This is a genomic window from Gelidibacter gilvus, assembly GCF_004115975.1.
Taxonomy (GTDB): Bacteria; Bacteroidota; Bacteroidia; order Flavobacteriales; family Flavobacteriaceae; genus Gelidibacter; species Gelidibacter gilvus.
Genome location: NZ_SDDZ01000003.1, coordinates 440700 through 467347 on the forward strand (window position 1 = coordinate 440700; position 26648 = coordinate 467347).

26 protein-coding genes are annotated in these 26648 nt (G+C 36.4%); 9 read left to right on the top strand and 17 right to left on the bottom strand.

From position 1 onward, the window contains the following. Positions 1–31: 31 nt before the first annotated feature. The 5 genes from ESZ48_RS08350 (at position 32) to ESZ48_RS08370 (ending at position 4954) form a co-directional block, all read left to right on the top strand. Positions 32–1042 (top strand): glycosyltransferase, encoded by a 1011-nt coding sequence (locus ESZ48_RS08350; protein WP_129016870.1) that lies wholly within the window; start codon positions 32–34, stop codon positions 1040–1042. Next, entirely contained in the window at positions 1032–2000 is a 969-nt protein-coding gene (locus ESZ48_RS08355) for a YbbR-like domain-containing protein (protein ID WP_129016871.1), read from the top strand. Before ESZ48_RS08350 ends, ESZ48_RS08355 begins: the two co-directional genes overlap by 11 nt. 3 nt (positions 2001–2003) lie before the next feature. Then, a complete protein-coding gene (gene coaE / locus ESZ48_RS08360) occupies positions 2004–2597 on the top strand; it encodes a dephospho-CoA kinase (protein WP_129016872.1) in 594 nt (197 codons plus the stop codon). A gap of 68 nt (positions 2598–2665) precedes the next feature. Further along, positions 2666–4240, top strand: a complete 1575-nt coding sequence (locus ESZ48_RS08365; protein ID WP_190246219.1) for a sensor histidine kinase — start codon at positions 2666–2668, stop codon at positions 4238–4240. A gap of 3 nt (positions 4241–4243) precedes the next feature. Then, on the top strand, positions 4244–4954 hold the full coding sequence (locus ESZ48_RS08370) for a response regulator transcription factor (RefSeq protein ID WP_129016873.1): 711 nt from the start codon (positions 4244–4246) through the stop codon (positions 4952–4954). 80 nt (positions 4955–5034) lie between these two features. Here ESZ48_RS08370 and ESZ48_RS08375 read toward each other — a convergent pair whose 3' ends face one another. From ESZ48_RS08375 to ESZ48_RS08415, 9 genes are all read right to left on the bottom strand, one after another. Further along, on the bottom strand, positions 5035–5226 hold the full coding sequence (locus tag ESZ48_RS08375) for a cold-shock protein (RefSeq protein WP_027126706.1): 192 nt from the start codon (positions 5224–5226) through the stop codon (positions 5035–5037). Positions 5227–5338: 112 nt separating this feature from the next. Further along, positions 5339–6247: a tRNA (adenosine(37)-N6)-dimethylallyltransferase MiaA gene (miaA, locus tag ESZ48_RS08380; RefSeq protein ID WP_129016874.1), complete on the bottom strand. Its 909-nt coding sequence runs from the start codon at positions 6245–6247 to the stop codon at positions 5339–5341. Positions 6248–6276: 29 nt separating this feature from the next. Then, positions 6277–7140 carry an ion transporter gene (locus ESZ48_RS08385; protein WP_129016875.1) on the bottom strand — a complete coding sequence of 288 codons (864 nt, stop codon included), beginning with the start codon at positions 7138–7140 and terminating at the stop codon, positions 6277–6279. A gap of 85 nt (positions 7141–7225) precedes the next feature. Then, positions 7226–8593 carry an exonuclease domain-containing protein gene (locus ESZ48_RS08390; protein ID WP_129016876.1) on the bottom strand — a complete coding sequence of 456 codons (1368 nt, stop codon included), beginning with the start codon at positions 8591–8593 and terminating at the stop codon, positions 7226–7228. Positions 8594–8639: 46 nt separating this feature from the next. Further along, positions 8640–9311 (bottom strand): YggS family pyridoxal phosphate-dependent enzyme, encoded by a 672-nt coding sequence (locus ESZ48_RS08395; RefSeq protein ID WP_262707970.1) that lies wholly within the window; start codon positions 9309–9311, stop codon positions 8640–8642. 55 nt (positions 9312–9366) lie between these two features. Then, positions 9367–10605 (bottom strand): DUF1015 domain-containing protein, encoded by a 1239-nt coding sequence (locus ESZ48_RS08400; protein WP_129016878.1) that lies wholly within the window; start codon positions 10603–10605, stop codon positions 9367–9369. 61 nt (positions 10606–10666) lie between these two features. After that, the gene (locus ESZ48_RS08405; RefSeq protein WP_129016879.1) at positions 10667–11032 is read right to left on the bottom strand and encodes a four helix bundle protein; all 366 of its coding nucleotides are present in this window, start codon (positions 11030–11032) and stop codon (positions 10667–10669) included. A gap of 61 nt (positions 11033–11093) precedes the next feature. Beyond that, a complete protein-coding gene (locus ESZ48_RS08410; protein ID WP_129016880.1) occupies positions 11094–11981 on the bottom strand; it encodes a 3-hydroxyacyl-CoA dehydrogenase family protein in 888 nt (295 codons plus the stop codon). Positions 11982–12149: 168 nt separating this feature from the next. Continuing rightward, on the bottom strand, positions 12150–13109 hold the full coding sequence (locus ESZ48_RS08415) for a Gfo/Idh/MocA family protein (protein WP_129016881.1): 960 nt from the start codon (positions 13107–13109) through the stop codon (positions 12150–12152). Positions 13110–13409: 300 nt separating this feature from the next. Here ESZ48_RS08415 and ESZ48_RS08420 point away from each other — a divergent pair, with 300 nt between their 5' ends. Then, positions 13410–14051, top strand: coding sequence for a protein-L-isoaspartate(D-aspartate) O-methyltransferase (locus ESZ48_RS08420; protein ID WP_129016882.1), 642 nt, complete (start codon positions 13410–13412; stop codon positions 14049–14051). Positions 14052–14073: 22 nt separating this feature from the next. On the opposite strand, the gene ESZ48_RS08425 is transcribed toward ESZ48_RS08420, so the two are convergent. Both ESZ48_RS08425 and smpB read right to left on the bottom strand, forming a co-directional pair. Beyond that, on the bottom strand, positions 14074–16554 hold the full coding sequence (locus tag ESZ48_RS08425) for a DUF5686 and carboxypeptidase regulatory-like domain-containing protein (protein ID WP_129016883.1): 2481 nt from the start codon (positions 16552–16554) through the stop codon (positions 14074–14076). Positions 16555–16834: 280 nt separating this feature from the next. Further along, positions 16835–17293, bottom strand: coding sequence for an SsrA-binding protein SmpB (gene smpB, locus ESZ48_RS08430; protein ID WP_129016884.1), 459 nt, complete (start codon positions 17291–17293; stop codon positions 16835–16837). An 89-nt stretch (positions 17294–17382) separates the two neighbouring features. On the opposite strand from smpB, the gene ESZ48_RS08435 reads away from it, so the two are divergent. Continuing rightward, positions 17383–18147, top strand: coding sequence for a DUF6503 family protein (locus ESZ48_RS08435; protein ID WP_223266394.1), 765 nt, complete (start codon positions 17383–17385; stop codon positions 18145–18147). On the opposite strand, the gene ESZ48_RS08440 is transcribed toward ESZ48_RS08435, so the two are convergent. The 5 genes from ESZ48_RS08440 to clpB all read right to left on the bottom strand — a co-directional run bounded on the left by ESZ48_RS08440 (position 18140) and on the right by clpB (position 23560). Continuing rightward, on the bottom strand, positions 18140–18649 hold the full coding sequence (locus ESZ48_RS08440) for a SixA phosphatase family protein (protein ID WP_129016885.1): 510 nt from the start codon (positions 18647–18649) through the stop codon (positions 18140–18142). The two genes, ESZ48_RS08435 and ESZ48_RS08440, sit on opposite strands and share 8 nt — an antisense overlap. Positions 18650–18671: 22 nt before the next feature. Further along, entirely contained in the window at positions 18672–19370 is a 699-nt protein-coding gene (gene deoD / locus ESZ48_RS08445; RefSeq protein ID WP_129016886.1) for a purine-nucleoside phosphorylase, read from the bottom strand. Positions 19371–19405: 35 nt separating this feature from the next. Next, entirely contained in the window at positions 19406–20062 is a 657-nt protein-coding gene (gene deoC, locus ESZ48_RS08450) for a deoxyribose-phosphate aldolase (RefSeq protein WP_129016887.1), read from the bottom strand. A gap of 278 nt (positions 20063–20340) precedes the next feature. Then, positions 20341–20772: a hypothetical protein gene (locus ESZ48_RS08455; RefSeq protein WP_129016888.1), complete on the bottom strand. Its 432-nt coding sequence runs from the start codon at positions 20770–20772 to the stop codon at positions 20341–20343. 175 nt (positions 20773–20947) lie between these two features. Next, complete coding sequence (clpB, locus tag ESZ48_RS08460) at positions 20948–23560, bottom strand: ATP-dependent chaperone ClpB (RefSeq protein ID WP_129016889.1); 2613 nt, start codon at positions 23558–23560, stop codon at positions 20948–20950. A 385-nt stretch (positions 23561–23945) separates the two neighbouring features. Here clpB and ytxJ point away from each other — a divergent pair, with 385 nt between their 5' ends. Further along, entirely contained in the window at positions 23946–24356 is a 411-nt protein-coding gene (gene ytxJ, locus ESZ48_RS08465) for a bacillithiol system redox-active protein YtxJ (protein WP_129016890.1), read from the top strand. A 40-nt stretch (positions 24357–24396) separates the two neighbouring features. After that, a complete protein-coding gene (locus tag ESZ48_RS08470) occupies positions 24397–24864 on the top strand; it encodes a PH domain-containing protein (RefSeq protein ID WP_129016891.1) in 468 nt (155 codons plus the stop codon). A 74-nt stretch (positions 24865–24938) separates the two neighbouring features. On the opposite strand, the gene ESZ48_RS08475 is transcribed toward ESZ48_RS08470, so the two are convergent. Continuing rightward, on the bottom strand, positions 24939–26120 hold the full coding sequence (locus ESZ48_RS08475) for a hypothetical protein (protein ID WP_223266395.1): 1182 nt from the start codon (positions 26118–26120) through the stop codon (positions 24939–24941). Between the last annotated feature and the right edge of the window lie 528 nt (positions 26121–26648).

Sequence of the window (26648 nt, forward strand, 5' to 3'; positions counted from 1 at the left end):
TTTGTATTTTGATTCGTTACCTTTGTTCTTTATGAAGCCATTGCATCTTTCATTTATAATACCTGTTTATAACCGACCAGAGGAGGTTCGGGAGCTTTTGGAAAGCTTTACGAAGCTTGAAGGTAATTTCGACTATTCCATCTGTATTATTGAAGATGGTTCGTCAATTTCATCTGAAAAGGTTATCGAGCAATTTGGCCAACAATTAAACATCTCCTATTATTTTAAGGAAAATTCGGGTCCTGGGGATTCTAGAAATTATGGGATGGCTCGTGCCAAGGGAAATTATTTCATCATTCTGGATTCTGATGTGTTGTTGCCAGAAAATTATTTGCAAGTAGTCAGCAAAAGTTTAGCTGACCATTATACAGACTGTTTTGGCGGCCCAGATGCGGCGCATGCATCTTTTTCAAACCTTCAGAAGGCAATCAACTTTGCCATGACTTCCTTTATTACAACAGGTGGAATAAGAGGAGGGAAGGACTCGGAGAATTTTCAGCCCAGAAGTTTTAATATGGGATTGTCAAAAAAAGCTTTTGAAGCCTCCGGTGGATTTGGTACCATTCATCCAGGTGAAGACCCAGATCTTTCATTGCGTCTCCTCAATTTAGGTTTTAAGAGTAAACTGATAAAAGAAGCTTACGTGTACCATAAACGACGGATTTCTTGGACAAAATTTTATCAACAAGTCCATAAATTTGGAATGGTAAGACCCATTTTAAACTTTTGGCATCCCCAATCTGAACGAATTGTTTATTGGCTGCCCACCCTGTTTTCTATGGGTTTTGTGTTAAGTATTATACTGTTTTTGTTTCAGGTAAAATGGTTGTTGTACATTTATATGATTTATTTCTTAGTGGCATTTTTAATGGCCTTGATCGGATCAGGAAATTTAATCATTGCTTTTCTTGCTGTCATCGCCATAGGTGTTCAGTTTTTTGGTTATGGTTACGGGTTTATCAAATCGACACTTGCCATCAAGTTTTTAAAACAGAATCCTGAGAAAAAATTCCCAAAATTATTTTTCAAACATGTTCAATAAGCTAAAATCGAAACTTTCTAAATCATTAAAGAGCGGGAAACTAAAAGTTTTCAGTATGTTCTTTTTGCTTTCATTTTTGTTTTTGGCATTGACCAAGCTTTCAAAGAGCTATACTGAAACCATATCTTTTGAAATCGTCTATAAAAATGTGCCAGAACAGCACCATGTTGATATTGACAGCACCAAAAAAGTGAATGTCGCCGTCAATGCCTATGGATTTAACTTGCTCAAATATTATTTTTACAAACCGAAATTGCAAATTGATTTTGAAACCGACGTGGTTCTGAAAAACAAAACCTATATCTGGAATGCACAGCAGAATGCTCCTGTAATCAGTTCAACCTTTAAAAATTCTGTTGATATTATTTCTATCCAACCAGATACCCTACGTTTTCCTTACCAAACATTGGCCATAAAAAAAGTCCCGGTTAGAACAGATGTTTCTATAGAATATAGTTCTGGTTATGATATGTCCTCTAAACTTAAAGTAATTCCAGATTCTATTAGGATCATCGGTTCAGAAAAATTGATTTCTGGAATAGATTACGTCACCACAAAAAAAACAGAATTGAAAAACATCAATTCTAATATTGAAAAATCATTGGATATTGAAATGGAGGAGGCTTTTAAACATATAAAAATGTCCAATAAGAGTGTAACAATCAAAGGACACGTAGAGAAGTTTACCGAAGGCACGTTTAATGTGGCCGTAACGATAATCAATCTGCCGGCCGATACTAATATTAATTACTTTCCAAAAACGATTCCAGTAGCCTATAATGTTAGCCTTAACAATTACAAACTGGTGCGACCTTCTGATTTTAGGGTGGAATGCAATTATAGGGATATTGATAATACAGAAAAATCATTTTTGATTCCTAAACTGGTGAAAGTGCCTGACATTGTTAAAAGTGCGCGATTAAAGCAGCATAAAGTTGAATTTATTTTGACACAATAGCTTATGAAAATTGTAGGATTAACAGGAGGGATTGGGAGCGGTAAAACCACTGTGGCGAAAATGTTTCAGGAGTTGGGTGTACCTTTGTACATTGCGGATGACAGAGCTAAAGTGTTGATGAATACCTCTAAAATAATCAGAAGAAAACTCATTCACTTGTTTGGAGAGGAAGCGTATAAGGACAACGAATTGAACCGTCCTTTCTTGGCTTCTAAGATTTTCGAAAACGCCAATCTTCTGAAACAAATGAATGCCATTGTACATCCAAAAGTTGGTGCCGATTTTCTGCGTTGGAAAGAAAAGCAAACCGCCGTTTATGTATTAAAGGAAGCCGCCATTATTTTTGAGAATAATATGGCCTCACAATACGATCTTATTATAACCGTGGTGGCAGATTTGGACCAACGTATTGCACGAGTCATCAATAGAGACAACACGACTGAAGCCAAGGTGTTGGCCATTGTCAATAACCAACTCTCCGATGATGAAAAAGCAAAACAATCAGATTTTGTGATTATTAATCATGATTTGGAGCAAACTAAGGTCCAAGTGCTGAAAATTCATCAACAATTGCTGAAAACTATTGACAAAAAATAGTCTTTTTATTTTGTTAAGGTAAGGTTAAAGCAAGTTACTTCTAAATGTTAAAATGTTAAATTTGACTGATGGGCAAAAAGCTATTCATTTTGTTGGTTGTTCTGATGAGTTTATCGCTCATAGGAATAATTTTCGTACAAATATATTTTATTGATAACAGCCTAACTAACGAAAAGAAGCAGTTTACACTGAACGTCAAACGTTCTTTGAGTAATGTTCGTAATCTTATAGAAGATAGGGAGTTTAAGCTGTATAGAAATAAGTTTCAGGAAATGTTAAGTAGTGGCAAAAATCCTGATACTACTAATATTAAAGGAATTCTCTTGTATAGCTATGATGATATTTCCAATGAAACTACGATATATCAAAACGGAATACTTGAAGAGAGTTTTAAAGTGCCATCGTTGTTCTTTGACATTGGAGGTTTAGACAGTTTGAACATTAGTCGCGTTACCAATCAAAAGGAAATCAGAGTATTTAAAGAGAGTACTTTAGATAATAAAGTCCATATCACTCCGGAAAGAACGGTGATGCAGTATAATGAAATGGATGATCTCGGAAAAAAAATATTTGAAACGGCCTATCGGGATTTATTTAAAAACTACCCGATTTACAAAAGGGCATCTGCTGCAGATATCTCTACTTTTTTGACCAATCAATTTAATGAAAATGGTATTGAGATTGATTTCGAATTTGCGATTTATGATAAGGATTTGGCTACGAAAGTGCAATCTGATAATTTTGAATTAGATCCGTCAAACACTTATGGTATCCCGATGTTTTTGGATAATAACAATGAAAGCAATTTCAATTTGTATGTTAATTTTCCAGAACGTCAAAAGTTTTTATGGTCATCAATTATAACCATGACGGTGTTGTCCATAGTGTTTACAATCATCATTATCTTAGCGTATACAAACGCTATCTATCAAATTATAAGGCAGCGGCAGATATCACAGATTAAAACGGATTTCATAAACAATATGACCCACGAGTTCAAAACACCCATCGCCACTATTAATTTGGCTTTGGATGCGATGAGAAATCCTAAAATGATTAATGATAAGGAAAAGACAGCGCGTTATTTGAAGATGATAAAGGATGAAAACAAACGCATGCATGCTCAGGTTGAAAACGTGTTGCGAATATCTAAACTGGAAAGAAACGAGCTTAATATTAGTAAGGATAGAGTGAAGCTTCACGACTTAATTGAAGATGCCGTTATGCATGTTGAATTGATAGTAGAAGATAGACAGGGTTATGTTAAAACTCATTTGAACGCTGAAAAATCTTCAGTATTGGCAAATGATACCCACTTAACTAATGTTTTGGTGAATATTCTTGACAATGCCATCAAGTATTCTGACGACGCTCCAAGAATTGATGTCACTACAGAAAATGTAGGAAATAGTATTATATTAAAGATTGCCGATCACGGTAATGGAATGACAAAACAGGTTCAAAAGAAAGTATTTGAAAAGTTTTATAGAGAGCACACAGGAAATGTGCACAACGTTAAAGGTCATGGTTTAGGTTTAGCCTATGTAAAACGAATGGTTGAAGACCACCATGGACATGTATCGGTTGAAAGTGAAAAAGGAAAAGGTAGCACTTTTATAATTAAACTACCATTAATATCATAGATTATGGAAGAACAGAACAAAAAGATTTTATTAGTAGAAGACGATCCAAATTTTGGAACCGTCCTGAAAGATTACCTTAACATGAACGATTATGACGTTGTTCATGCTAAAAATGGAATGGAAGGCTTTGAGAAATTTAAAAAGGACGATTTTGACCTTTGTATTTTGGATGTGATGATGCCCTACAAGGATGGATTTACCCTAGCCAAGGAAATTAGAGAGAAAAACACCGATGTGCCGATTATTTTCCTCACAGCAAAAGCAATGAAGGAAGACGTGCTTAAAGGTTATAAAGTAGGTGCAGATGACTATTTGAACAAGCCATTTGATAGTGAAGTCCTATTGATGAAGATTAAGGCCATTATACAACGTAAGGCAACTGATACCGTTGCAGACAGCAAGCAATTTGAATTTAAGATCGGAAATTTTGATTTGAATTCTAAGTTGAGATTCTTGAAGTTTAAAGATGAACCTTCAGTTAAACTATCTCCGAAAGAGAATGAACTGTTGCGCTTATTGGCTTTACATGAAAATGATTTAATGCCACGTGAATTGGCATTGACTAAAATATGGAGAGATGACAACTATTTTACATCAAGAAGTATGGACGTCTATATTGCCAAATTGAGAAAATATTTAAGACCTGATGATACCGTTGAAATTTTAAACATTCATGGTGAAGGATTTAGATTGGTAGTCAATCAGAATGACTAATTCTTGAATTACGTTACCTATTAAATACAAAAAAGCCCGTCGTTAAGATGGGCTTTTGTTTTAAAAAATTGAAACGATAATTATATAACTCTTACGTTTACAGCGTTCAAACCTTTTTTTCCTTCTGTTAAATCAAATTCTACAGCATCACCTTCACGAACTTCGTCGATCAATCCAGAAATGTGTACAAAATGTTCTTTGTTGTTGTCGTCTTCAGTGATGAAACCAAAACCTTTGGCGTCATTGAAGAATTTTACGGTACCTTTATTCATAATAATTATTAATGTTATTTAAGCCGCAAAGGTAGAATTAATTAATTGATAAATAGGGCTTTTAATTTTTTATTTTAACTTTTTTAAATTTTCAGTATTGATTATGAGATTGTTAACGCATGACGTTTTCAATGTATTCAAGGACCTGATGTACGGGTGTCAAATAATCAAACCAAATGATATCTTCTTTTTTTCTGAACCAGGTGATCTGTCTTTTGGCATATCTTCTTGAGTTTTTCTTGATTTCAGATATTGCAAAGTCAAGAGACCATTCACCATTGAAGAACTTAAACAATTCGCTGTATCCCACTGTATTCAGTGCATTTAAGTGTTGTAGATGCTGAAGTGATTTTACTTCCTCCAGTAAACCTACGTCCATCATATTATCCACCCGTGTATTGATGCGCTCATAAATAGTAGCTCTTTCGGCTGTCAAGCCTATAGTTATGGTCTTAAAATTTCTTTTGACCTTAGGTTTATTTAAAAAAGAGGAGTAGGGCTTACCACTTCCAATACATATTTCCAAAGCTCTTATCACCCGATGCGGGTTTTCTATAGCCATGGTCTCAAATGCTTGTGGATCTAAAGCTTTAAGCTGGCTTTGCAAATGCTCCAAACCGTCACTGGCAAGTGTTTCATTGAGCGTCTTTCTGATTGAAGGATCTACCTTTGGGAAATCATCCATTCCTCTTGTAATGGCATCAATATAAAGCCCTGACCCACCAACCATAACTATGACGTTGTGATTCCTAAAAAGTTTATCTAAAGTTTGAAGTGCATCTTTTTCAAAAGCACCAACATTATAATCTTCTAAAACCGATTTGTGATGGATGAAATGATGTGTGGCTGCACTGAGTTCTTCTTTTGTAGGAGCAGCAGTACCAATTTGCATTTCTTTATAAAACTGTCTTGAATCTGCAGATATGATCTCAGTCTTAAAATGTTGGGCAATGGCGATGCTTAAGGCCGTTTTGCCAATCGCTGTTGGTCCAACAATACTTATGAGATAATTTTGATTCAAGGCAAATTTGTATTTATTATATGGGATAACTATGAATAATCACTCAATGAATGCCCACAATTATAACAGTATTTAGCGTTGTCCTTATGGCGTTCTATAGAACAGTTGGGACATGCTTCTGTATTTAAATCAATAGCCGGATGGGTTGGAGTTCCTGAAAGCCTATCTCTATTCTGATAGACATACTCGGCAGAAACTATTCCTGTAGGTACAGCAATAATACCATAACCCAAAATCATAATAAAGGAGGCTATAAATTGTCCTAAAGGTGTCACTGGAGTAATATCACCAAATCCAACCGTGGTCAAGGTTACAATACACCAATAAACGCTTACAGGAATACTTGTAAAACCACTGGCTTCTCCTTCAACAAGGTACATTAAGGTTCCAAAAATGATGCTTACAATAAAAACTGCAAATAAAAACACCAAAATTTTTGCTCTACTTGCCTTTAATGAATTTGCCAACATATTGGAGGCTCCAAGATATCTGGCCAGTTTTAATATTCGGAAAACCCTTAAAAGTCGAAGCGCACGAAGGGCAATAAACACTTGTGTACCAAAAAATATTAAAGAGATGTATTTTGGAATTGTGGATAAAAAATCAACAATGCCATAGAAGCTAAAGATGTATTTAAATGGCTTTTTTACAGAGATGATCCTTAAAACATATTCAATAGTAAAAACAATAGTAATGACCCATTCAGCAATATTCAAGAAGTTGTGATAGCGAGCATCAAAACTTTTAATACTCTCAAGCATGACAAAAACAATACTTGTAATAATGGCGATAAGAAGAATGACATCAAATAGCTTCCCTTGTGGGGTATCGGCTTCATAAATAATTCTATGAAGCTTGGCTTTCCAACTGGTATTGGGATGTTTATCGTACATAAGTTCAAAAGTACTAAAAGATTGGTTGTTTTTTATTCAATGCAACTAATGAATTTACGTGAAGTGCCAACTTGTCATTCACAGCTCATTTATTAAGTTCAACTATCTTGATCTGCTTGTTTTTTCTAAGATAACTTTGAATGATATGCTGGGTATCCTTGTTGTCTTCCATTGGTGTAATAATAGATTCCAAAACTTTTTTATTGGTAATTTGAAAGTTGAGATCGTAGTAGCCCAAGCCTTTAAAAGTACCATCTTCTATGAGCAATACACTGCGTTCTTCAAGTGCCCTTCCTTTGTCGATAATTAGAAGGTCTTTATTTTTATAACTGTTTTTGGCTATGAGTTCTTGAATTCGAAGATTGTAGTCGGTGGGACTTTCTTCTTTTATACAAGCGCCTTTACATTCATTAATGTGATATTTAAAACAGCTGGTTTTGGCAGTGTCCAAGCCAACCAATTTTGGACAAAGCTTATAATTCTCAATAGCCTTAAACATAAATTGTTTGCCACTTTGGTAATTTGAGAAGGTAGTAATCGCAGTTTTACGACCATCTATACTGTCTATTTTTAAGTTGATATATCCATTTTCATCTATAAAACTGTAAAGTGCATGGGTAAAAGTGGATCTTCTCATAGCTCTATTGAAAGAGGGTTTGTTCAGTTTTATTTCAGCACTTTCCTTGAGTAAAGCCACTAATTCATTACCGGTAGCTTCATAGGTGACCGCAGCTACTTGTTTTTGCATTTTTTTAGATTTGGGATTGGTACTTGTAAAATGTTGATTGACCCTATTTCTGATATTCTTGCTTTTGCCTATATAAATGATTTTACCGTAAGTATCATGAAAATAAAAGACACCAGTGGAAGATGGTAAACCATTAATAATCGATTTGAGATTTGTCGCCATTTGATATTTGGGCTCTGCTTTAACTGCATCTTGGATAATATGCTTATTGAGATCTTTAGCCAGTAACATTTTAAACAGTTTTACTGTGGCAAGGGCATCTCCTGAAGCACGATGTCTATCAGCTACGGGAATACCAAGAGCTCTTGTGAGTTTACCCAAGCTATAAGATTCCTGTTCTGGCATAATTTCTTGGGCCAATTCGACGGTGCACAAAGTTCTACGCTTGAATTCAAAGCCCAATCGGCTAAACTCTGTGCGTAAAATACGGTAATCAAATTCGGCGTTATGTGCAACGATAATGCAATCTTCAGTAATTTCTACAATGCGTTTTGCAACCTCATAAAATTTGGGAGCTGTACGCAGCATGTTGCTGTTAATGCCGGTTAAGTTGACTACAAAAGGCTGAATTTCACGTTCTGGATTGACGAGACTGATGAATTGATCAACGACGGTATGCCCATCAAATTTGTAGATGGCTATTTCAGTGATTCCTTCTTCATTGAATTTGCCCCCAGTGGTCTCTATGTCTAATATTGCGTAAATAATTCGTGTTATTAAGGTGTGTTGTTAAGTTTTCTGTGACTGAAAACTAATAATTTCGTTCGCCAAAAATACGGCTTCCAACTCTAATCATTGTACTTCCGCAGTCAATTGCCATTTCATAATCGCCACTCATGCCCATGCTTATCGTTTGAAGTTTGCAGTTTTCAATGTTCAGTGCTTTGAGTTCATCAAAAGTAGACTTCAGTTTCTTGAACTCTTGTTCGATTTGTTTTTGATCGTCGGTAAATGTAGCCATTCCCATAACTCCAACAATACAAACATTCTTAAGTTCTGAAATTTCTGAGGATTGCAGAATTTCTTGAGCCTCTTTTGAGCTCATTCCAAATTTGGAATCTTCTTCAGCAATCTTTATCTGAAGTAAACAATTGATGGTCCTCTCGTTTATTTTCGCCTGCTTGTCAATCTCTCGTAATAATCTAAGACTATCGACCCCATGGATAAGACTAACAAAATGAGCCATATGTTTCACCTTGTTTCTTTGGACATTTCCTATCATATGCCATTCAATATCTTTTGGCATTTGCACTTCTTTTTCAACCATCTCCTGGATTTTGTTTTCTCCAAAAATGCGGTGTCCGGCATTGTAGGCTTCCATGATTTCATCAACAGATTTTGTTTTTGTAACCGCTACCAAAGTAACGTGTTCTGGCAATGTCGATTTTATATGATTAAGATTTTCTTGTATATTCATTATAATTGATTTTTTATATTTGTTGTTATAGTAATCTATTGAACAACAAATAAGTTATGTTTTAAAATTCATAAATAGTAACCCCACTCCTCAGTTTAGGCTCAATGAAGGTGCTCTTTGGAGGCATTTTAAGCCCATCATCAGCAATTGTTTTCATCTCTTCAATGGAGACAGGAACCATCCCAAATCCAACCCTATAATTGCCTTCATCTATCGCGCTTTTCATAGAAATGATGTCTTTTTTACCATTTATATAGCCGATTCTTTCATCATTTCTTAAATCATGAATCCCTAAAATAGGTTCTAAAATAGTTTTATACAAAATTTGTGTATCCAAGCTGTCTAAAGATGTCTCTATCTCATAACCTGTTTTTCGTAGGTGAAGCGAATAAAAGTCACCGTCCAAATACATACTATATTGATGCGTTTTTATTGGCTTGTATGGGGTTTGTCCTCTGTTTTCAATCCGATAGACCATATCTAATTGGATTAAAAATTCTTCTTTGGTCAAACCGTTCAAATCTTTAATAACACGGTTGAACTCATGGATTCGCAAATCGGACTCAGGAATGAGATAACTCATGAAAAAGTTATAGGATTCGTGTCCATTATGCTCTTGATTATTCGCTTTTAAATCTTTATAAAGCAAGTAAGAAGATGCCGATCGGTGATGCCCATCGGCAATATAAATAGTTTCCATCTGTTGAAACTCATGCTCAATTTTTTTCAATTGCTCATCATTTTCAACTTTCCACAACAAATGAGTGTCTCTATAGGTTGTTGTAAATTCAAACTCAGCGCGATCTTTTTGAACCTGTTCAATAATTTTTGCGATGATTTCATTATCGGGGTAGGTCAGGAGCACTGGTTCAGCATTAAAACCTACGGTTTTTAAATAATCTTTAAAGATGACTTCCTTATATTCGATGGTATCTTCGTGTTTCTTAATGATGTCTTTTTCATAATCTTCAGCACTTGCAGCGGCAATAATACCATTAAAGACTTGCTGATCTCTATCGGTAATTTGATAGACATAATAACAAGGTTTATCATCCTGAACAAAGATGGCATCTTCTTTAAATTCTAAATATCTATTTCTAACGAGATGATAACGTGCGTCCCCAGAAATTTGTTTGTCATATTTATAACCAGGATTGACAATGTGCAAAAACGAAAACGGATTATCCCTTAACCGCGATTCACGTTGTTCCAAAGTATAACTTTGATAGGAACGTGCCGCCACCAAGCTCACTTTGTCTCGTGTTGGTCTTACAGCTTTGAATGGGATAATGTTGGCCATGTTTTTTAGCATTCAGTCTAATCAAGTGTTCAGTGGTCAGTGAACAGTAAACAGTTGATGGTTATTTTGAACCAAATTTGTCAGGATTTTGGATCATATAGTTAATAAGTTTGCCGACTTCGACGGATTCATCTGTTAGCATGTTGAAATCAGTTTGGGAAATATATTCGCATGCCAATGCAAATTCCAACCACGTTTGGGTTTCAGAATTTTCAGTATCACTATCGGTAAGTTTACTTATAAAATGATTTGGGTATCTTCTTTTTCTATAAGCTTCAGCAATATTTACAGAAACACTTCTGGAAGAACGTCTTACTTGATCAGTTAATGAGTAAGTCTCTTCCTTTGGGAATCCTTTCGAAAGATGGTAAATTTTCATTGCCAAATCAAATGATTTACGATAAGCAAATAAGTCTTGAAATCTCATTATTTGTATTTTTTCACTTACTGAACACTGAACACTGAACACTCAACTCTCCTACTGCAGACTACAAAAACTGCTCCGCTACCTTCTCTGCTTTTCTGTTTTCAGAATAATCATAAAACCCTTCACCTGATTTGATGCCAAGTTTTCCGGCTCTCACCATATTTACCAATAATGGGCACGGCGCGTATTTTGGATTTTTAAATCCGTCATACATCACATTTAATATAGAAAGACAAACGTCCAATCCAATAAAATCGGCTAATTGCAACGGACCCATAGGATGCGCCATCCCGAGTTTCATTACGGTATCGATTTCTTTAACACCTGCAACACCATTGTAAAGCGTTTCAATAGATTCATTGAGCATTGGCATCAAAATTCTGTTGGCCACGAATCCTGGATAATCATTCACTTCAACCGGATCTTTTCCTAAGGTTTTAGAAAGGGTCATGATGGTTTTGGTCACCTCGTCACTGGTATTATAGCCACGAATGATTTCCACCAACTTCATTATAGGAACGGGATTCATAAAATGCATCCCAATCACTTGTTTTGGTCGCGACGTGGCGGCCGCAATTTGCGTGATGGAAATAGAGGACGTGTTGGTCGCTAAAATAGTGTCTTTGGAACAGAGGTCGTCCAATTGCTTAAATATTTTGAGTTTTAAGTCGCTATTTTCTGTAGCGGCTTCTACAACTAAATTGGCGGTTTTGACACCTTCAACCATATCTGTAAATGTGGAAATATTACTCAAGGTTTGCTGTTTTTGATCCTCGGTAATATGTTCTTTGGCCACCATCCGATCCAGGTTTTTGGTGATGGTATCCACTCCTTTTTTTAGTGAATCTTCACTGATATCAATTAATCGGACTTTAAAATCACTCTGAGCAAAGGTATGGGCAATGCCATTTCCCATGGTTCCTGCTCCAATTACGGCTATATTTTTCATTGAAATGCTTTTTGTATGACCTCCATGGAGGACATCTTATTCTTGTTTAGTTAAACTGTTTTATATCACTTCCGAAACGTCTTAATGCGACTGGTCTTCAGAAGATAGTAGGTATGTAATATGTTGAATCACGTGTTTCCAGCGTCTAATGGAAGACAGCTTAAGGAATCAAAACTGATCAATAATCATTGTTGCTACACGCAAAGCTTCAGTACCATCGTGAAGCGTGACAATTGGTTTTGTATTATTATTGATGGCATCTGCAAAAGATTCCAATTCGTCCAAAATGGCGTTATTATTGGACACTTCAGGATTGTCAAAATAAATTTGTTTCTTCACACCTTCGGCATTTTGAAGGATCATATCAAAATCTCCGGGACTTAATGGCGCATCTTTCATCTTGACCACTTCGCATTTTTTCTCCAAAAAATCAACCGAGATGTAGGCGTCTTTTTGGAAGAACCGCGTTTTACGCATGTTTTTCAAGGAAATTCTGCTGGCGGTTAAATTAGCTACACAACCATTTACAAATTCAATTCGGGCATTGGCAATATCCGGCGTTTCACTAATAACGGAAACACCACTTGCCGAAATATTTTTGACTTTAGAATTGACCACGCTCAAAATGATGTCAATATCATGGATCATCAAATCCAAAACCACAGGAACATCGGTGCCTCGCGGATTGAATTCTGCCAATCTATGGCTTTCAATAAACATGGGTTTGTGTATTTGGTCTCTGACTGCCTTAAACGCAGGATTGAAACGTTCTACATGGCCCACTTGGCCTTTCACATTGTTTTGTGCTACCAAAGCCCTTATAGTTTCTGCCTCTTCAACCGTATTGGTGATCGGTTTTTCTATAAAAATGTGCTTGCCCTTAGAAATCGCCAGTCTTGCACATTCATAATGGGACAAGGTAGGCGTTACGATAGAAACCACATCAACAGCATTGATAAGACCTTCAATAGTATCAAAATATTTATAATCAAATTCGGCTTCAATTTTTTTTGCATTGGCTTCATCAGCATCATAAAATCCTATTAGGTCGAATTTTTCAGATTGCTTAAGAAGGCGTAAGTGAATCTTTCCTAGATGACCGGCACCAAGAACTCCTGCTTTTAACATAGACGATACGTTTTATACAAAAATAGCTTTTTTTTAAGGCAGAAAAAAGGAAAATGGAAAGAGAAAAAAGCCTGAAGTATGAAGCTGGAAGTTAGAAGTTAGCGACGTGAATCGAGACACCAATAAACTATCAAAATTAATAGTACATGACCTTTTACAAGGAATTTAAAACAATATACGGTGCAGCAGCAGGCAGTTTTAATTTGACCCGGATAAATTTTCAATAATTTGGAATTTGGAATTTTTGATTTGTGTTTTGCTGTTTTTTGAAGTAGTTTAGCCTGCAAACTTACCACCGCTTTGAAAGATACATTTAAACATAAGGGCTTGCGACAGCAACTTGTTGACATTATAAAGGATAAAGGAATTACTGATGAAAAAGTGCTTAAGGCCATCGGTAAAATTCCGAGACATTTATTTATGGATTCCAGCTTTCTGGATCATGCGTATCAGGATAAAGCATTTCCAATTGCGGCGGACCAAACCATTTCGCAACCTTACACTGTAGCTTTCCAAACGGAACTGATGCAGATCAAACCTGGAGATAACGTACTTGAAATTGGCACGGGAAGTGGCTATCAAACCGCTGTTTTATGCGAATTGGGTGCAAAAGTTTACAGTATTGAGCGCCAATTGGAACTTTTTAAAATCACGAGTAAGTTTCTTCCAAAACTCGGCTATCGTCCTAAAAAACTCATTTTTGGTGATGGATACAAAGGTCTAAAAGAAGAAGCGCCTTTTGATAGTATTATTGTCACGGCTGGGGCACCATTTGTTCCTAAACCCTTGATGAGTCAGCTTAAAATTGGAGGCCGATTGGTAATTCCGGTTGGAGATCAGGTGCAAACCATGACCTTGTTCATCAGAAATGGGCCAAAAGATTTTGAAAAACATGAGTACGGCGAATTTAGATTTGTGCCACTTTTAGAGGATAAAAACTAATCAACCTCAGTTTGTTTAGATATTATTCGATAATATTCAAAAACTTTAATCCAAAAATCACCGCGTCGCCTTGATAGCCATTTTGATAGGATCGCACATAGTCCACACGTAAGAATCTAAATTTCTTAAAGCCTATATTGTCAATCCCAATGGAATATTCCTGATAAGGCTTGATGTTTTCGGTAGCAAAAGCATGGGCACCAATCACTAAATTATAATTAAGCTTGTTCAATAATGGCACTCGACTTAAGAGCAATCCTTTAAAATCATGTTCCACATGCATTTCGAGATACGAAGTGTTTGTGCTCAGTTCATAATACGGTAAATTGTTGAACACATTAAGGTAAGTGCTTGAGGTGCCAACATGTGTTTGGTTGCCGTTGGGATGGTAATAATCCATAAACCCAATTGCATCGGCATTAAAAAATGTGCCAGCCTTAAGGTTGTATTTAAAATCGCCTTTGTTGCCTACGTTGAAACTATGGGTCAATCGGGCTTTAAGCTGATCAAAATTATAGTGTTTTTCCGAGGCTGCAAATCCTTTTTCATAACCAAAATACAAGGTAGGATATTTGCTGTTTGGGATATTGATCTTGCTATCTGGATAACTCATATATTCCTGTCCAAAATTGAAACGTGCATTGAGATTGAACTTTAATAGTTGGTGCGTATCAAAAGCAGGAATGCCATAAACATCTGGATTTAACGGATCGTTACTTGAGTAACTATCGTCCTCATCATTAAAAAACACTTGATCTGTAGTGTTGATCAGGGCTTTTCGCCGTTCGTAAGCTAAGTCGCTATAAATAGTAATGCCATTCGCTATTTCTTGTGAGTAACCTATTTGAGCGAAACTTTTATCATAGATTTTCATGAAATTGTTTTCGAAAAACAAGGAACTTACGGAGTTGACCAATGGCGAAATAGGCTGAGCATCATTAAACTGTTGCGTTTCAACGCCTCCAGAAACTGCCAAAAATGGCGATTTGATATTATTGAATTTATATCTAAATGAAGCTGTTCCTCTTAAGCGATCATCAGAAATTCCATATTGTAAAGAGGCGTTCGCTGAGAAATACCGTCGGTATTTATCCAGATTGTTTCGATAATAAAAGCTCAATTTTGAATTGTAACCCTGAACGGTATTGAATTGAAAGTCGGAGAGTGGAGAGCTATAACCTACAGACCAATCTTCAAAAGAATTCCTGTGACTGTATCCAAAGAGAATGTTTTGGATTTTAAAGGTATTGTTTTTGGCATCAATGGAGTCTAAATAAGGTTTTGATTCCCTAAGGGTTTGAATGCTATCTTTTAGTAAATAATCGCTTATTTCTTCATCTGTTAAAGGAACTGGTCTAAAACTTTTCCAGTAGGTGGAATCTTTTTTATTGGCTTCATTGCCAAATGATAAAATTTCCTTGCCAAAGGATTTTTTAGATACTTCTGAGGTGAAATCATAATTGCTATAGACAGCAGTATAGCGACCATCGCCTTTAAATCCGAAAAGAGAATAACTAAATTCAATGCCTTGGGAAATCATGACCCAGATTTGATCGGTGTCGGAATAGGAGAAATTTTGCTTGATCGTAATGACTTCCGCTGGTGGGATTTGTGCCTGAATTCCGGTAATGCCCAATTCTAAAGCATAAATTGTCCACTGATTATCGACAATATAGATACTTCCAGAAAATATCCTATCGTTTTCACGTCTCGGAATGACTTTGATTTTGTTGATGAGATTGCCTTTGTCGTCATAAAACACACCTTCCAATTTAAATCTATAGTAATTAAAGGCATAATCGGCAAGTGGAGAAATGATCTGATTGCCGAGTTCAATCGTGTTATTATAAAAATTGAAATCAACATCACTTGCGCTATTAAAACTAAAACCGTTATTATCACCGCTCACTTTTGAAGCGATAATTTTTTCCTTTAATTTATCTGGGCGCATGTATTCAATCTCAGAAATGGTTTCGGACAGATACAAAATGCCACTTCTCGTGGAATCCAATCCCACCATAAAATCGTCCATTTCCTGACCAAAGAATTTTTCCGGAGCATTTTTTATCCGGATCAAACCGCGGGAATAGAAATTGGCTTTAAAGGCATTGATTTTTTCTAAATTTACTTTTCTTGAAGCAATGGCTTTTCGCATGATGATATCAGCAGGATTTTCATCAGCATTGATCACCACTTCGTTCAATGAAATTTGTTCTTCAGCAAGAGTAGCATCTAAAGTATATGGAAATTGTTTGATCTCGATTTCTTTCTTCACAGTCTTATAACCTAAAAACTGAAATACAATGGTGTAAGTAGCAGGTTTGTTCAGACTAAGTTCGTAGTAACCCTCATCATTACTGGTAGTTCCGGTAAATGTATTTTCTACATAAATGTTAACGAAAGGAAGTGCTGCGTTTTTTTGATCTGTAATCCGTCCTTTTATTTGAGAAAAGGCTTGTACGCTGATCATTACAATTAAGAAAGCGAGTAAATTTTTAGTCATAAAGTTTGGGTTCTATTTCCATAGGCGCATTTAATCCCACCAGTGGGTTTTAATACCTCGAGTATTACCTCGATCGAAAAGCCACTTCCTTATTCAAACTTCGTGGAATACCCCTGAGGATCTTGATTTAAATGGTTGCCTATGAACGTTTCAAACTTAGCTATAAAAACCGCTTATGATTGTTATAACAATCTTAAATAATAGATTATTTTTTTCGCTATATGATAGCGGAATTCGATGCTTGACTTTTGAAATTTTCGAAAACCCTCTAAAGATGTTTTTAACTGTATATTTTCTTGATCCGATCTAGGTTTCTCTTGTTGTCGCGGTCTCTAATGGTGTCGCGCTTATCATAGAGTTTTTTACCTTTCCCTAAGGCAATTTCCATTTTTGCAAAGCCTCTATCATTAATAAACAAACGTAATGGAACAATAGAATAGCCCTTAATTTGAACGTCTTTTTGAAGTTTCTTTAGTTCTCTTTTGTTTAGGAGAAGTTTTCGTTCGGCTTTGGGTCTGTGGTTGTTGTAGTTGCCAAATGCATATTCCTCAATGTTCATGTTGATGACAAAGAGTTCACCTTTAGCATTGAATTCACAAAAACTTTCGGCAATAGATGCCTTACTGTTTCTAATGGATTTTATTTCTGTACCCGAAAGAACAATACCAGCCACATATTTATCCAATATTTCGTATTGAAAACGTGCTTTTCTGTTTTTTATGTTGATGTGTTTCTGCATAGGAAGCCAAAGGTAAAACATTTAAGATAACTTTTGAGGCAGACACATCCGTAATCTTTAAATTTACCCATTCATTTTAAAATAGAATTATGTTACGGAATGTTTTGATCTTGGTCGTATTGTTATCGTTTTTCAATTGTAAGGAGAAAGAAAGTCAAATAAGTAAAACGGAGTCTGCGGAAGATATTATTAAAGAATCCATAGAAGTTGCTGGAGGAGATTTATTTGACCGCTCCGACATTAATTTTGATTTCCGTGATATGCATTACAGAGCCATCCGCAATCATGGTAGATTCCAATTGGAGCGCCATTTTAAAGATTCACTTTCTGAAATCAAAGATGTTTTGAGCAATTCTGGATTTGAACGTCTCAGGGATGAAGAAAAAGTACACTTGTCAGATTCACTCACTTCCTTATACAGTAATTCGGTTAATTCGGTGCATTATTTTTCTGTATTGCCTTATGGATTGGATGGGAAGGCGGTGCATAAAATCTATTTAGGTTCAAAAGAAATCAAGGGCAAAGACTATCATAAAATTAAAATCACCTTTTCTGAAGATGGCGGCGGTGAAGATTTTGAAGATGAATTTATTTATTGGATAGCTAAAGATTCGTTTTCGGTAGATTATTTGGCCTATTCATTTAAGGAATTAGATGGTGGTATGGGGTTTCGATTTAGGGAAGCTTATAATATAAGAATGAGCAGCGGATTGCGTTTTGCAGATTATAACAACTATAAACCTACCACATCTGATGTGAATCTTGAGAATTTAGATGATTTGTTTATAGCGGATAAATTGCAGTTGCTTTCAAAAATAGAGCTTAAGAATTTTGAGGTGAACCTGCTTAATTGATGGTGAGCAGGAGGTCTGATGTAACGCCGTTGCTAATGGTTACAATATAAAGATTGCCATTATTGGAGTCTTCAATATCATTGTATTTTTCCTGTCCAATCACGGCATTCACAAAATCTGGAATGGTATTGCTATGTCCTACAACTAAAACCGTTTTACCTCTGGTGGCTTTCTTAAAAGCGTCATCATAGGCAGCACTTACATTATAAGTTATGATCTCCAAACGATTAATGGCAGCAGTGGGTTGACCTGTTTCTTTGGTTCTGTTAAAGTCTGTAGAATATACGGCATCAAAAGGAACATGTTGAAAAATGATGCTCCAGTTTTGTGCTCTTTGTTGACCTTCTATTGTTAAGCTAGCATCTTTTTCTGAAGGATTACTACGATCTTTCTCGGCATGACGAATAAAATAATACGTAGTGGTTTCAGAAAGTTTATCTTCTTGAGCAAAAGCGCTAATTGAAAAAAGAGTGATACAAATGATGATGAGATAACGTATCATAGTCTGATTGTTTAGGTGAATATTAAGCCAATTCCAGAGCGATTTCAATCATCTCCTTAAACGTTGTTTCTCTTTCCGCTGAGGTAGTGCGTTCTCCAGTAACCAATGAATCTGATATCGTTAAGAGGCTTAACGCATTCACATTGTGCTTGGCGGCCACAGTGTAAAGCCCGGCAGTTTCCATTTCAACACAAAGAATCCTGAATTTAGACCATTTTCTGAAGGACTCAAAATCATCGGCATAAAACTCATCACTGGTCAAAACGTTTCCTGCTTTTATGGGGATATTTTTAGCTTTTGCAACTTCGACTGCTTTTTGAAACAGACCAAAATCTGCCGTGGGTGCATAATCCGCACCTCCAAAACGCAACTCATTAATACCGGAAGTGGAGGAGGCAGCCATGGCCAAAACAATATCTCTCAACTTAACATCCTTTTGATAAGAACCAGCACTTCCTACTCTAATAAGATTTTTGACATCATATTCCGTAATCAATTCATGGGCATAAATTGAAATACTGGGTACGCCCATTCCCGTGCCCATTGTAGAGATGGGTTTGCCTTGATAGGTGCCGGTATAACCAAGCATACCTCTGACATTATTAAAACGTTTCGGGTTTTCAAAAAATGTGTTGGCAATCCATTTCGCTCTTAATGGATCTCCAGGGAGAAGAATGGTTTCTGCAATTTCTCCTTTTTTAGCTTCTATATGTACGCTCATGGGATTAGTTTAATCCCTAAAGATAAAAATTAATCTTAAGGTGTCGCCATTTTATCAGTCATCATTGCAACTCCAGATGAAGTTCCAATTCTGTCTGCGCCTGCATCAATATATTTAAGGGCCGTTTCAAGATCTTTTATGCCTCCAGAAGCTTTTATTTTTGCCTGATCTCTAACAATCTTTTTAATAATCTTCACCGCGGTCAGAGTAGCGCCGCTTTTAGAGAATCCAGTCGATGTTTTTATATAATCAACCTTGGCGTCTAAACAGATTTCGCAGATTTTGACGATTTCATTTTTGGAAAGTTCACTAATTTCAAGAATTACTTTAAGTGGGATTTTACCAATGGCCGTCTTAACGTCTGAAATGTCCTTAAACACAGCAACATAGTTCTTACTTCTGAGGAATCCTATGTTGATAACCATATCAATTTCATCTGCACCATCGTTAATGGCGTTTTTAGCCTCAAAAACTTTAGCCTCTGTAGCCATAGCGCCCAAAGGGAACCCAACAACGGTGACGATTTTTACGGCTGTCTTTGCAAGCAGTTGTTTGGCCAAGGCAACGTAAGAACTATTCACACAAACCGCATAGAATTCATATTTCTTTGCCTCGTTGCATAAATCGATAATTTGCCTCTCAGTTGTACTTGGTTTTAATAGCGTGTGGTCTATATATTGATTGATGGTCATAATTCTTATGTAGGGTTAAGTGTTGTAAAAATACGATAAACGGTGATTCCTTTAAAGTGTTTTGGTGTTTATTAGACGAACGGTTATGAATTAAAATGTTCATAATCATTAATCGGCTTTGTCTGAGATTAATAGGTTTTTGACATCTTTAAATTAAGCTTACGCCAATTATAGTTACGTTTCGACAGTGCAAAAAGACTACGATAAATTGATATTTGGCTTACATTTACATTATGTTTAACATTCAGATTCGAAATTTAATGAGATGGTTTAGTTCTTTAAAATTTACGAAGGTTACTATCCGGAATTTCCTTCATTGAATCAGAATTGTTTTTAGTGTCAGACATTATCTTATGTACCCAGACGATGGCATCCCTTAAATTATCAAAAATCTCATAAGGCTTATGAAAAAATTTCTGCTCATATTCGGCATTTCTTCGCATGAGTGCAGTTTTTGGGATGATGCCAATGGCAATCAAATTTGGAATTTTTTCGGCTTCGGGATAAATTAATGGGTTTACCGAATAGGATTTTACCCTATTCGAAATATACACCATGCTTTTCCCGCTAAAATGTTCTTGTACTACCTCATTGAAAATATCATTGTGATGAGGTTCAATAACTACAGCTTCTTTAACTTGGTTGATAATGAATTCATCAAAAATAAACACTTCGCTATCTTCAAAATTGTAATACTTTATAATACCCATTCGTTTGCGTTTTACTTATAATTGTTAAGTTACAACTTAGATGGCATTTGCTTTGACTCAATCGAAAAAAAACAGCACTCCTCTTTTTCAAGATTTGTGCTGTTCCTAACCAACCAATTATTATGAAAAATCCTCTCGGACTTTCAAACGCCGACATTCAACATGCCAACGTTTACTATTTCTGAACTTCGTCCACCAATTGCTCTTGGTTTCTAAAGACCAGTTTATTGTTGAATGAATCTAACAGGACGATACTGTCTGCAGTAATCCTGCCTGCGAGTAATTCTTTACTCAATTCATTCAATACTTCTTTTTGTATGACACGTTTTACAGGTCTAGCACCATACTCAGGATTGTAACCTTTCTCTGCTAAATATGCCGTAGCCTCATCTGTGGCATCAAAAGTAATACCTTGTTTATCCAGCATTTTTGTTAAGCCCTTCAATTGTAATCCTACTATTTCAATAATGTTTTCTCTTGATAACGGTGTAAACATAATGATGTCGTCAATCCTATTTAAAAACTCCGGACGTACATTTTGTTTTAATAAGCCTAAGACTTCGATTTTTGCTGATTCAACGGCAGTTTCGATATCTTTTGTCGCTTCAAAACGCTGTTGGATGATGTCACTTCCCATATTGGAAGTCATGATGATGATCGTGTTTTTAAAATCTGCAAGTCGGCCTTTATTATCTGTCAAGTGACCTTCATCCAAAACCTGTAATAAAATATTGAACGTATCAGGATGCGCTTTCTCTATTTCATCGAGCAACACCACTGAATACGGTTTTCTTCTCACGGCTTCGGTTAATTGGCCACCTTCATCATAACCTACGTACCCTGGAGGTGCACCAATCAATCTGCTGACGCTATGACGTTCTTGGTATTCGCTCATATCAATTCGCGTCATGGCAGCTTCATCGTCAAAAAGGTATTCTGCTAAAGCCTTTGCCAATTCGGTTTTTCCAACACCAGTTGTTCCTAAAAACAGGAAGGTGCCAATCGGTTTTTGTGGATTTTGTAATCCTGCGCGACTTCGTCTCACGGCATCACTCACTGCAATGATGGCTTCATCCTGTCCAACCACACGTTTGTGCAATTGATCTTCCAGTTTTAAAAGTTTTTCTCTATCACTCTGCAGCATTTTGGTCACTGGAATTCCTGTCCATTTGGCTACAACTTCAGCGATATCTTCATAAGTTACTTCTTCTTTGATCAGAGAGCTTCCAGACTGGTTTTCTTGTAATTCCTTCTGAAGTTTCTCAAGTTGTTCTTGTGCTTCCTTGATTTTTCCATAACGGATTTCAGCTACTTTGCCATAATCACCTTCACGTTCTGCGCGTTCTGCTTCCAATTTGAAATTTTCAATATCAGATTTAGCGATTTGAATATTGTCAACAACTTCTTTTTCGCTCATCCATTTCGCATTCATTTCATTGCGCTCTTCTTTAATGTTCGCAAGTTCAGAACGCAAATTCTGTAATTTACTTTCATCTTTTTCGCGCTTAATGGCTTCGATTTCAATTTCCAATTGCATCACTTTTCTATCCAATACATCCAGCTCTTCTGGTTTGGAGTTGATTTCCATGCGCAATTTAGAAGCTGCCTCGTCCATAAGGTCAATGGCTTTGTCCGGTAGAAACCTGTTGGTGATATAACGTTCTGATAACTCTACCGCTCCAATAATAGCTTCGTCTTTAATTCGTACTTTATGATGGGTTTCATATTTTTCCTTAATGCCTCGGAGAATGGAAATCGCACTTTCAGTATCCGGTTCGTCCACCATCACTTTTTGGAAACGACGTTCCAAGGCTTTGTCTTTCTCAAAATACTTTTGATATTCATCAAGTGTAGTAGCTCCAATGGCTCGCAGCTCACCTCTTGCCAAAGCTGGTTTTAAAATGTTGGCGGCATCCATGGCACCTTGTCCGCCACCGGCACCAACAAGCGTATGGATTTCGTCAATGAACAAAACGATATCGCCTTCACTTGAAGTGACTTCTTTAATGACGGCTTTTAAGCGTTCTTCAAATTCCCCTTTATATTTCGCACCTGCAATGAGCGCTCCCATATCTAAAGCGAAAACCTGTTTGTCTTTTAGGTTCTCAGGAACGTCGCCATCTATAATACGATGTGCCAAACCTTCAGCAATGGCCGTTTTACCAGTACCTGGCTCTCCAACAAGAATCGGATTATTTTTGGTACGGCGCGAGAGAATTTGGAGGATTCTTCTAATTTCCTCATCACGTCCAATCACCGGATCCAACTTGCCGTCTTTGGCCATTTGGTTGAGGTTTTTGGCGTATTTGTTCAAGGAATTATAAGTGTCTTCTTGACTTTGCGAAGTGACACGATCGCCCTGGCGTAATTCTTCAATACCGGCAGTCAGTGCTTTCTCAGTAACGCCTTGGTCTTTGAGCATTTGCGCTATTTTACTATCCGATTTAAAAACGGCCAAAAGTAAATGTTCAATGGAAACGTAGTCATCCTTCATCTTTTTTGCGATGATGGCCGCTTCATTCAAGGTTTTGTTAGCTTCTCTGGAGAGCATAATGTCGCCACCGGTTACCTTAGGGAAACTTTCTAGTTGTCGGTCTAAGGTTTGTTCTAATAGGTTCATATTGACATTCAGTTTTTTAAGAAGGAATGGCAATACATTTTCGTCAACTTCAGAAATGGCTTTAAAAATATGCTCATTTTCTATTTGTTGATGGCCATGACTTTGAGCGAGCTGTTGTGCCTGCTGAATGGCCTCTTGTGATTTTATGGTATAATTGTTAAAGTTCATAATATCTGGCCCGTAAAAGCGGGTATCTTATTTTGTACGTTAATATTTATGTTCTCGACTCCTTAATTTGCTGGAGTTTTTGTTAAATTCGTAGTTGTTTTCATTGTGTATTTCAATTACCTTACCAAGCTATAAGGTACGACAAAATGTCGCTTAACACCAAGAATAGCGTGACGTTTCGTCAGTCTGTAAGATATGTGGATCGTGTTCGACTGTTCTATAAAGTTATTCAGAATTTAGGGAAGTAGAAGGCTATTTAGAAAAACTTTAACGCACTGGAAACTAAAGATTGAGATTAACGATTAACAATTGTTGATTGAAGAATTTGATTTAGTAAACAACGAATAAATAATAAGAATAACAATAACTAATATACAACACTCACATGGGACTATTTAATAAACTTTTTGGTGCTTCGTCAAGCTCAGCTACTGGATCAGATAAACCTACTCAAGAGAAGGATACACCTTGGATTGATTTAAATGCTATGGAACAATTGGATGCCATTGTCGAAAAATCCAAAACTAAGCCACAATTTATTTTTAAACACTCTACACGCTGTGGGGTTAGTAGAATGGTTATTAGTCAACTTAAGAGAGACTATCAACTTTCTAAAAATGATGCCGATCTTTATTATTTGGATCTGTTGGCCTATAGACCGATTTCAAATGCGATTGCTGAAAGATTTCAGGTGATGCACCAATCGCCACAATTAGTGGTGGTTAAGAATGGGGTAGTGGTGGCTCATGAAAGTCATAGTGGAATTAATAATATGGATTTAGAAAAGTTTATATAATACCTTATATTTAGATGAAATACGTTTTAAAAATAAAGTCATGAACATCTTCCAAAGCAAAAGCTCTACGTTAGTAAAAGTTGTTACGATTGGCGTCGTGATGGCATTAGCTTTTGTGTCACTCAGTTTGGTGGTTATCGATAAGAAATACGGATTGATTGGCAGTCTTATTTTGGGAGCAATTATCATCGGTGCCTTAGTTTACTTTTACGCCAACTCTCTAGACAAAATAATCGTTGAAAAGGATGGCGTTGTTTTAAAGAAAAATATAGGTCAGATATATATTCCAAAATCAGATATTGTAAAGGTTGATAAATTGGCCTATTCCAACTTAACGATGACTTATGGGAGCAAAGGTGTGTTTGGTTTTATCGGAAATACGATGGATGATACTGTTAGTTTCGTTAAAGACAGAAACCATATGGTGAGAATTACCACGACCTCTAAAAAATACATTCTGAGCTCCGAAAGAATTGACGAGCTTTTAAGCGCTATAAGAGGGCTTTAGAATTTTAGAAGTACATTATTGGAAATACTTTTGAACACAAAAAACTCCCAGTTTCTTCTGGGAGTTTTTTATTTTTAGTTCCGCATTTTATACGAACTGATAATCTGTTTTAGCTTTAGTTTTAGGTCTTCGCCGGTATCATAAACCATATCAGCATTCGTAGGAAAATGGATACGTCTATTGCGCAATAAGTCTCGGTCCTGGACGGTTAGAGCGCGCTCATCACCTTTTACGGTAGCGTAGATGTTTTCAAATACGAATTCGCTGTTGATGGGAAATACATCCAAAGTTTGGTTGTTTTTTAAATCGACGTAGACGACATCTGCAAGAACCTGAGTAGATTTCAATTGGTGATATTCAAAAAATCGTGCTCTTACATTGATGACATTGTCAATCTTAATGTCATTTCCCAAGCTGTCCTTTACCACGTTTCCTTTGCTGTCTTTTTGATATTTCCATCCATCTACAATTTGCCGCTCTCTAAGCAACTGCTTTTCGTTAAACCGTTCTGGTGAAATATTAATGCGTTTCAATTGTAAAGACATGGCATAATCATAGTCGATTCTATCATCAGGATTGGCATGGTAAACAGTCCAAAACTGATTCAATCCATAGGTGTCAAAGTTTAACAGATCGTCTTCCAAACGTTTTGGAATGATTTGGTCGGTTTGGTTTTCAATAGTCACAATAACATAATCAGATCCGAGATTATGGGCCTCTTGCATTAAATTTCGAACGTCTTTATATTTCGGGTTAATACGATCAATATATTGAAAGGTACTATAGGCTTCTTTGATGTCTTGTTTGTTATGTGACTTTATAAGTGACAAGCCAGTATCATACATATAAGCAGAAACTTCATTGCGGGATTGGGTAATGACATGGGAATAATCTTTAAAGTCCAAGTGCAGTTGCTTATTACCAATTTGTAATGGCAATACGGGTTTAACAATTTCCTGCCGCGCATTCAAGTTGAGATAAATCTCATAGATAGATTTATAATGTTCTGGGTTACCATCTTTTCTCAGATGTTTAATCGTATTTAGATCACGCTCCACGGCCTTTTCAAAAGCGTTTTTCAGCATGACCACATAATCTTGTTTTCGGTCTTTATTTTTATTGTTTTCTAGTCTTCTTAAGGCATCTTCAATAGCCAAATCATAATTTCCAGAATGAAGCGCTTTCTCGATCTGCTTTTTACCGCTACAGGAAACGACAAGTAAAATCAATGTTGTGAAAAGTAGTTTTGCTTTCATAAATCTGGTATTTAAGTGGTTAAAGTTAAAGGAATTCAAATCACATGCCAAATATATAAAAGATTGAAGATGAATACATGGCGGTTTAAATAAAATGGTAATATAAAAAAAGCACGAAAATTAGTCGATACCAATTTTCGTGCTTCCAACGTTTATGTGTACGAGCAGTTGCGACGGATGGAACGAACCAAACCAAATAAAATGTGACTGTGGGAAATCCGCAGGATTTTCCAAACGGTCACAGACCTAAGCAATTGCTTGTACACGGTGTGTGTGCCCAGTATGGGCATCTTTACCTTACTGCAAAGTAAGATATTAATTTAGAGGGTGCAAGTCCCTCATGCGCTGGAGTAACGTCTGGAAGCATTAGTAAGTCGCAAGGGTGGTAACCGCGAGGTCATATCTGAAGAAAGCGAGACTACAAAACTCGGTACTGACGAACAGGAACCGTATACAGAGGCATAGTTACTTGGGTAAGCAACCACACCATTGTAACGCCCCATTAATACCAAAAGGGCAACTATGTAG

Excerpts from the sequence above, each read along its gene's own strand:
- ESZ48_RS08365 (WP_190246219.1), top strand. The coding sequence starts at position 2,666 with ATGGGCAAAAAGCTATTCATTTTGTTGGTTGTTCTGATGAGTTTATCG.
- ESZ48_RS08355 (WP_129016871.1), top strand. The coding sequence starts at position 1,032 with ATGTTCAATAAGCTAAAATCGAAACTTTCTAAATCATTAAAGAGCGGG.
- ESZ48_RS08475 (WP_223266395.1), bottom strand. The coding sequence starts at position 26,120 with ATGAAAGCAAAACTACTTTTCACAACATTGATTTTACTTGTCGTTTCC.
- ESZ48_RS08435 (WP_223266394.1), top strand. The coding sequence starts at position 17,383 with ATGTTACGGAATGTTTTGATCTTGGTCGTATTGTTATCGTTTTTCAAT.
- deoD (WP_129016886.1), bottom strand. The coding sequence starts at position 19,370 with ATGAGCGTACATATAGAAGCTAAAAAAGGAGAAATTGCAGAAACCATT.
- ytxJ (WP_129016890.1), top strand. The coding sequence starts at position 23,946 with ATGGGACTATTTAATAAACTTTTTGGTGCTTCGTCAAGCTCAGCTACT.
- ESZ48_RS08405 (WP_129016879.1), bottom strand. The coding sequence starts at position 11,032 with ATGAGATTTCAAGACTTATTTGCTTATCGTAAATCATTTGATTTGGCA.
- coaE (WP_129016872.1), top strand. The coding sequence starts at position 2,004 with ATGAAAATTGTAGGATTAACAGGAGGGATTGGGAGCGGTAAAACCACT.
- ESZ48_RS08415 (WP_129016881.1), bottom strand. The coding sequence starts at position 13,109 with ATGTTAAAAGCAGGAGTTCTTGGTGCCGGTCATCTAGGAAAGATTCAC.
- ESZ48_RS08350 (WP_129016870.1), top strand. The coding sequence starts at position 32 with ATGAAGCCATTGCATCTTTCATTTATAATACCTGTTTATAACCGACCA.
- deoC (WP_129016887.1), bottom strand. The coding sequence starts at position 20,062 with ATGACCATCAATCAATATATAGACCACACGCTATTAAAACCAAGTACA.
- ESZ48_RS08455 (WP_129016888.1), bottom strand. The coding sequence starts at position 20,772 with ATGGGTATTATAAAGTATTACAATTTTGAAGATAGCGAAGTGTTTATT.
- ESZ48_RS08370 (WP_129016873.1), top strand. The coding sequence starts at position 4,244 with ATGGAAGAACAGAACAAAAAGATTTTATTAGTAGAAGACGATCCAAAT.
- ESZ48_RS08410 (WP_129016880.1), bottom strand. The coding sequence starts at position 11,981 with ATGAAAAATATAGCCGTAATTGGAGCAGGAACCATGGGAAATGGCATT.
- ESZ48_RS08375 (WP_027126706.1), bottom strand. The coding sequence starts at position 5,226 with ATGAATAAAGGTACCGTAAAATTCTTCAATGACGCCAAAGGTTTTGGT.
- ESZ48_RS08425 (WP_129016883.1), bottom strand. The coding sequence starts at position 16,554 with ATGACTAAAAATTTACTCGCTTTCTTAATTGTAATGATCAGCGTACAA.
- ESZ48_RS08385 (WP_129016875.1), bottom strand. The coding sequence starts at position 7,140 with ATGTACGATAAACATCCCAATACCAGTTGGAAAGCCAAGCTTCATAGA.
- ESZ48_RS08400 (WP_129016878.1), bottom strand. The coding sequence starts at position 10,605 with ATGGCCAACATTATCCCATTCAAAGCTGTAAGACCAACACGAGACAAA.
- ESZ48_RS08440 (WP_129016885.1), bottom strand. The coding sequence starts at position 18,649 with ATGATACGTTATCTCATCATCATTTGTATCACTCTTTTTTCAATTAGC.
- smpB (WP_129016884.1), bottom strand. The coding sequence starts at position 17,293 with ATGCAGAAACACATCAACATAAAAAACAGAAAAGCACGTTTTCAATAC.
- ESZ48_RS08470 (WP_129016891.1), top strand. The coding sequence starts at position 24,397 with ATGAACATCTTCCAAAGCAAAAGCTCTACGTTAGTAAAAGTTGTTACG.
- clpB (WP_129016889.1), bottom strand. The coding sequence starts at position 23,560 with ATGAACTTTAACAATTATACCATAAAATCACAAGAGGCCATTCAGCAG.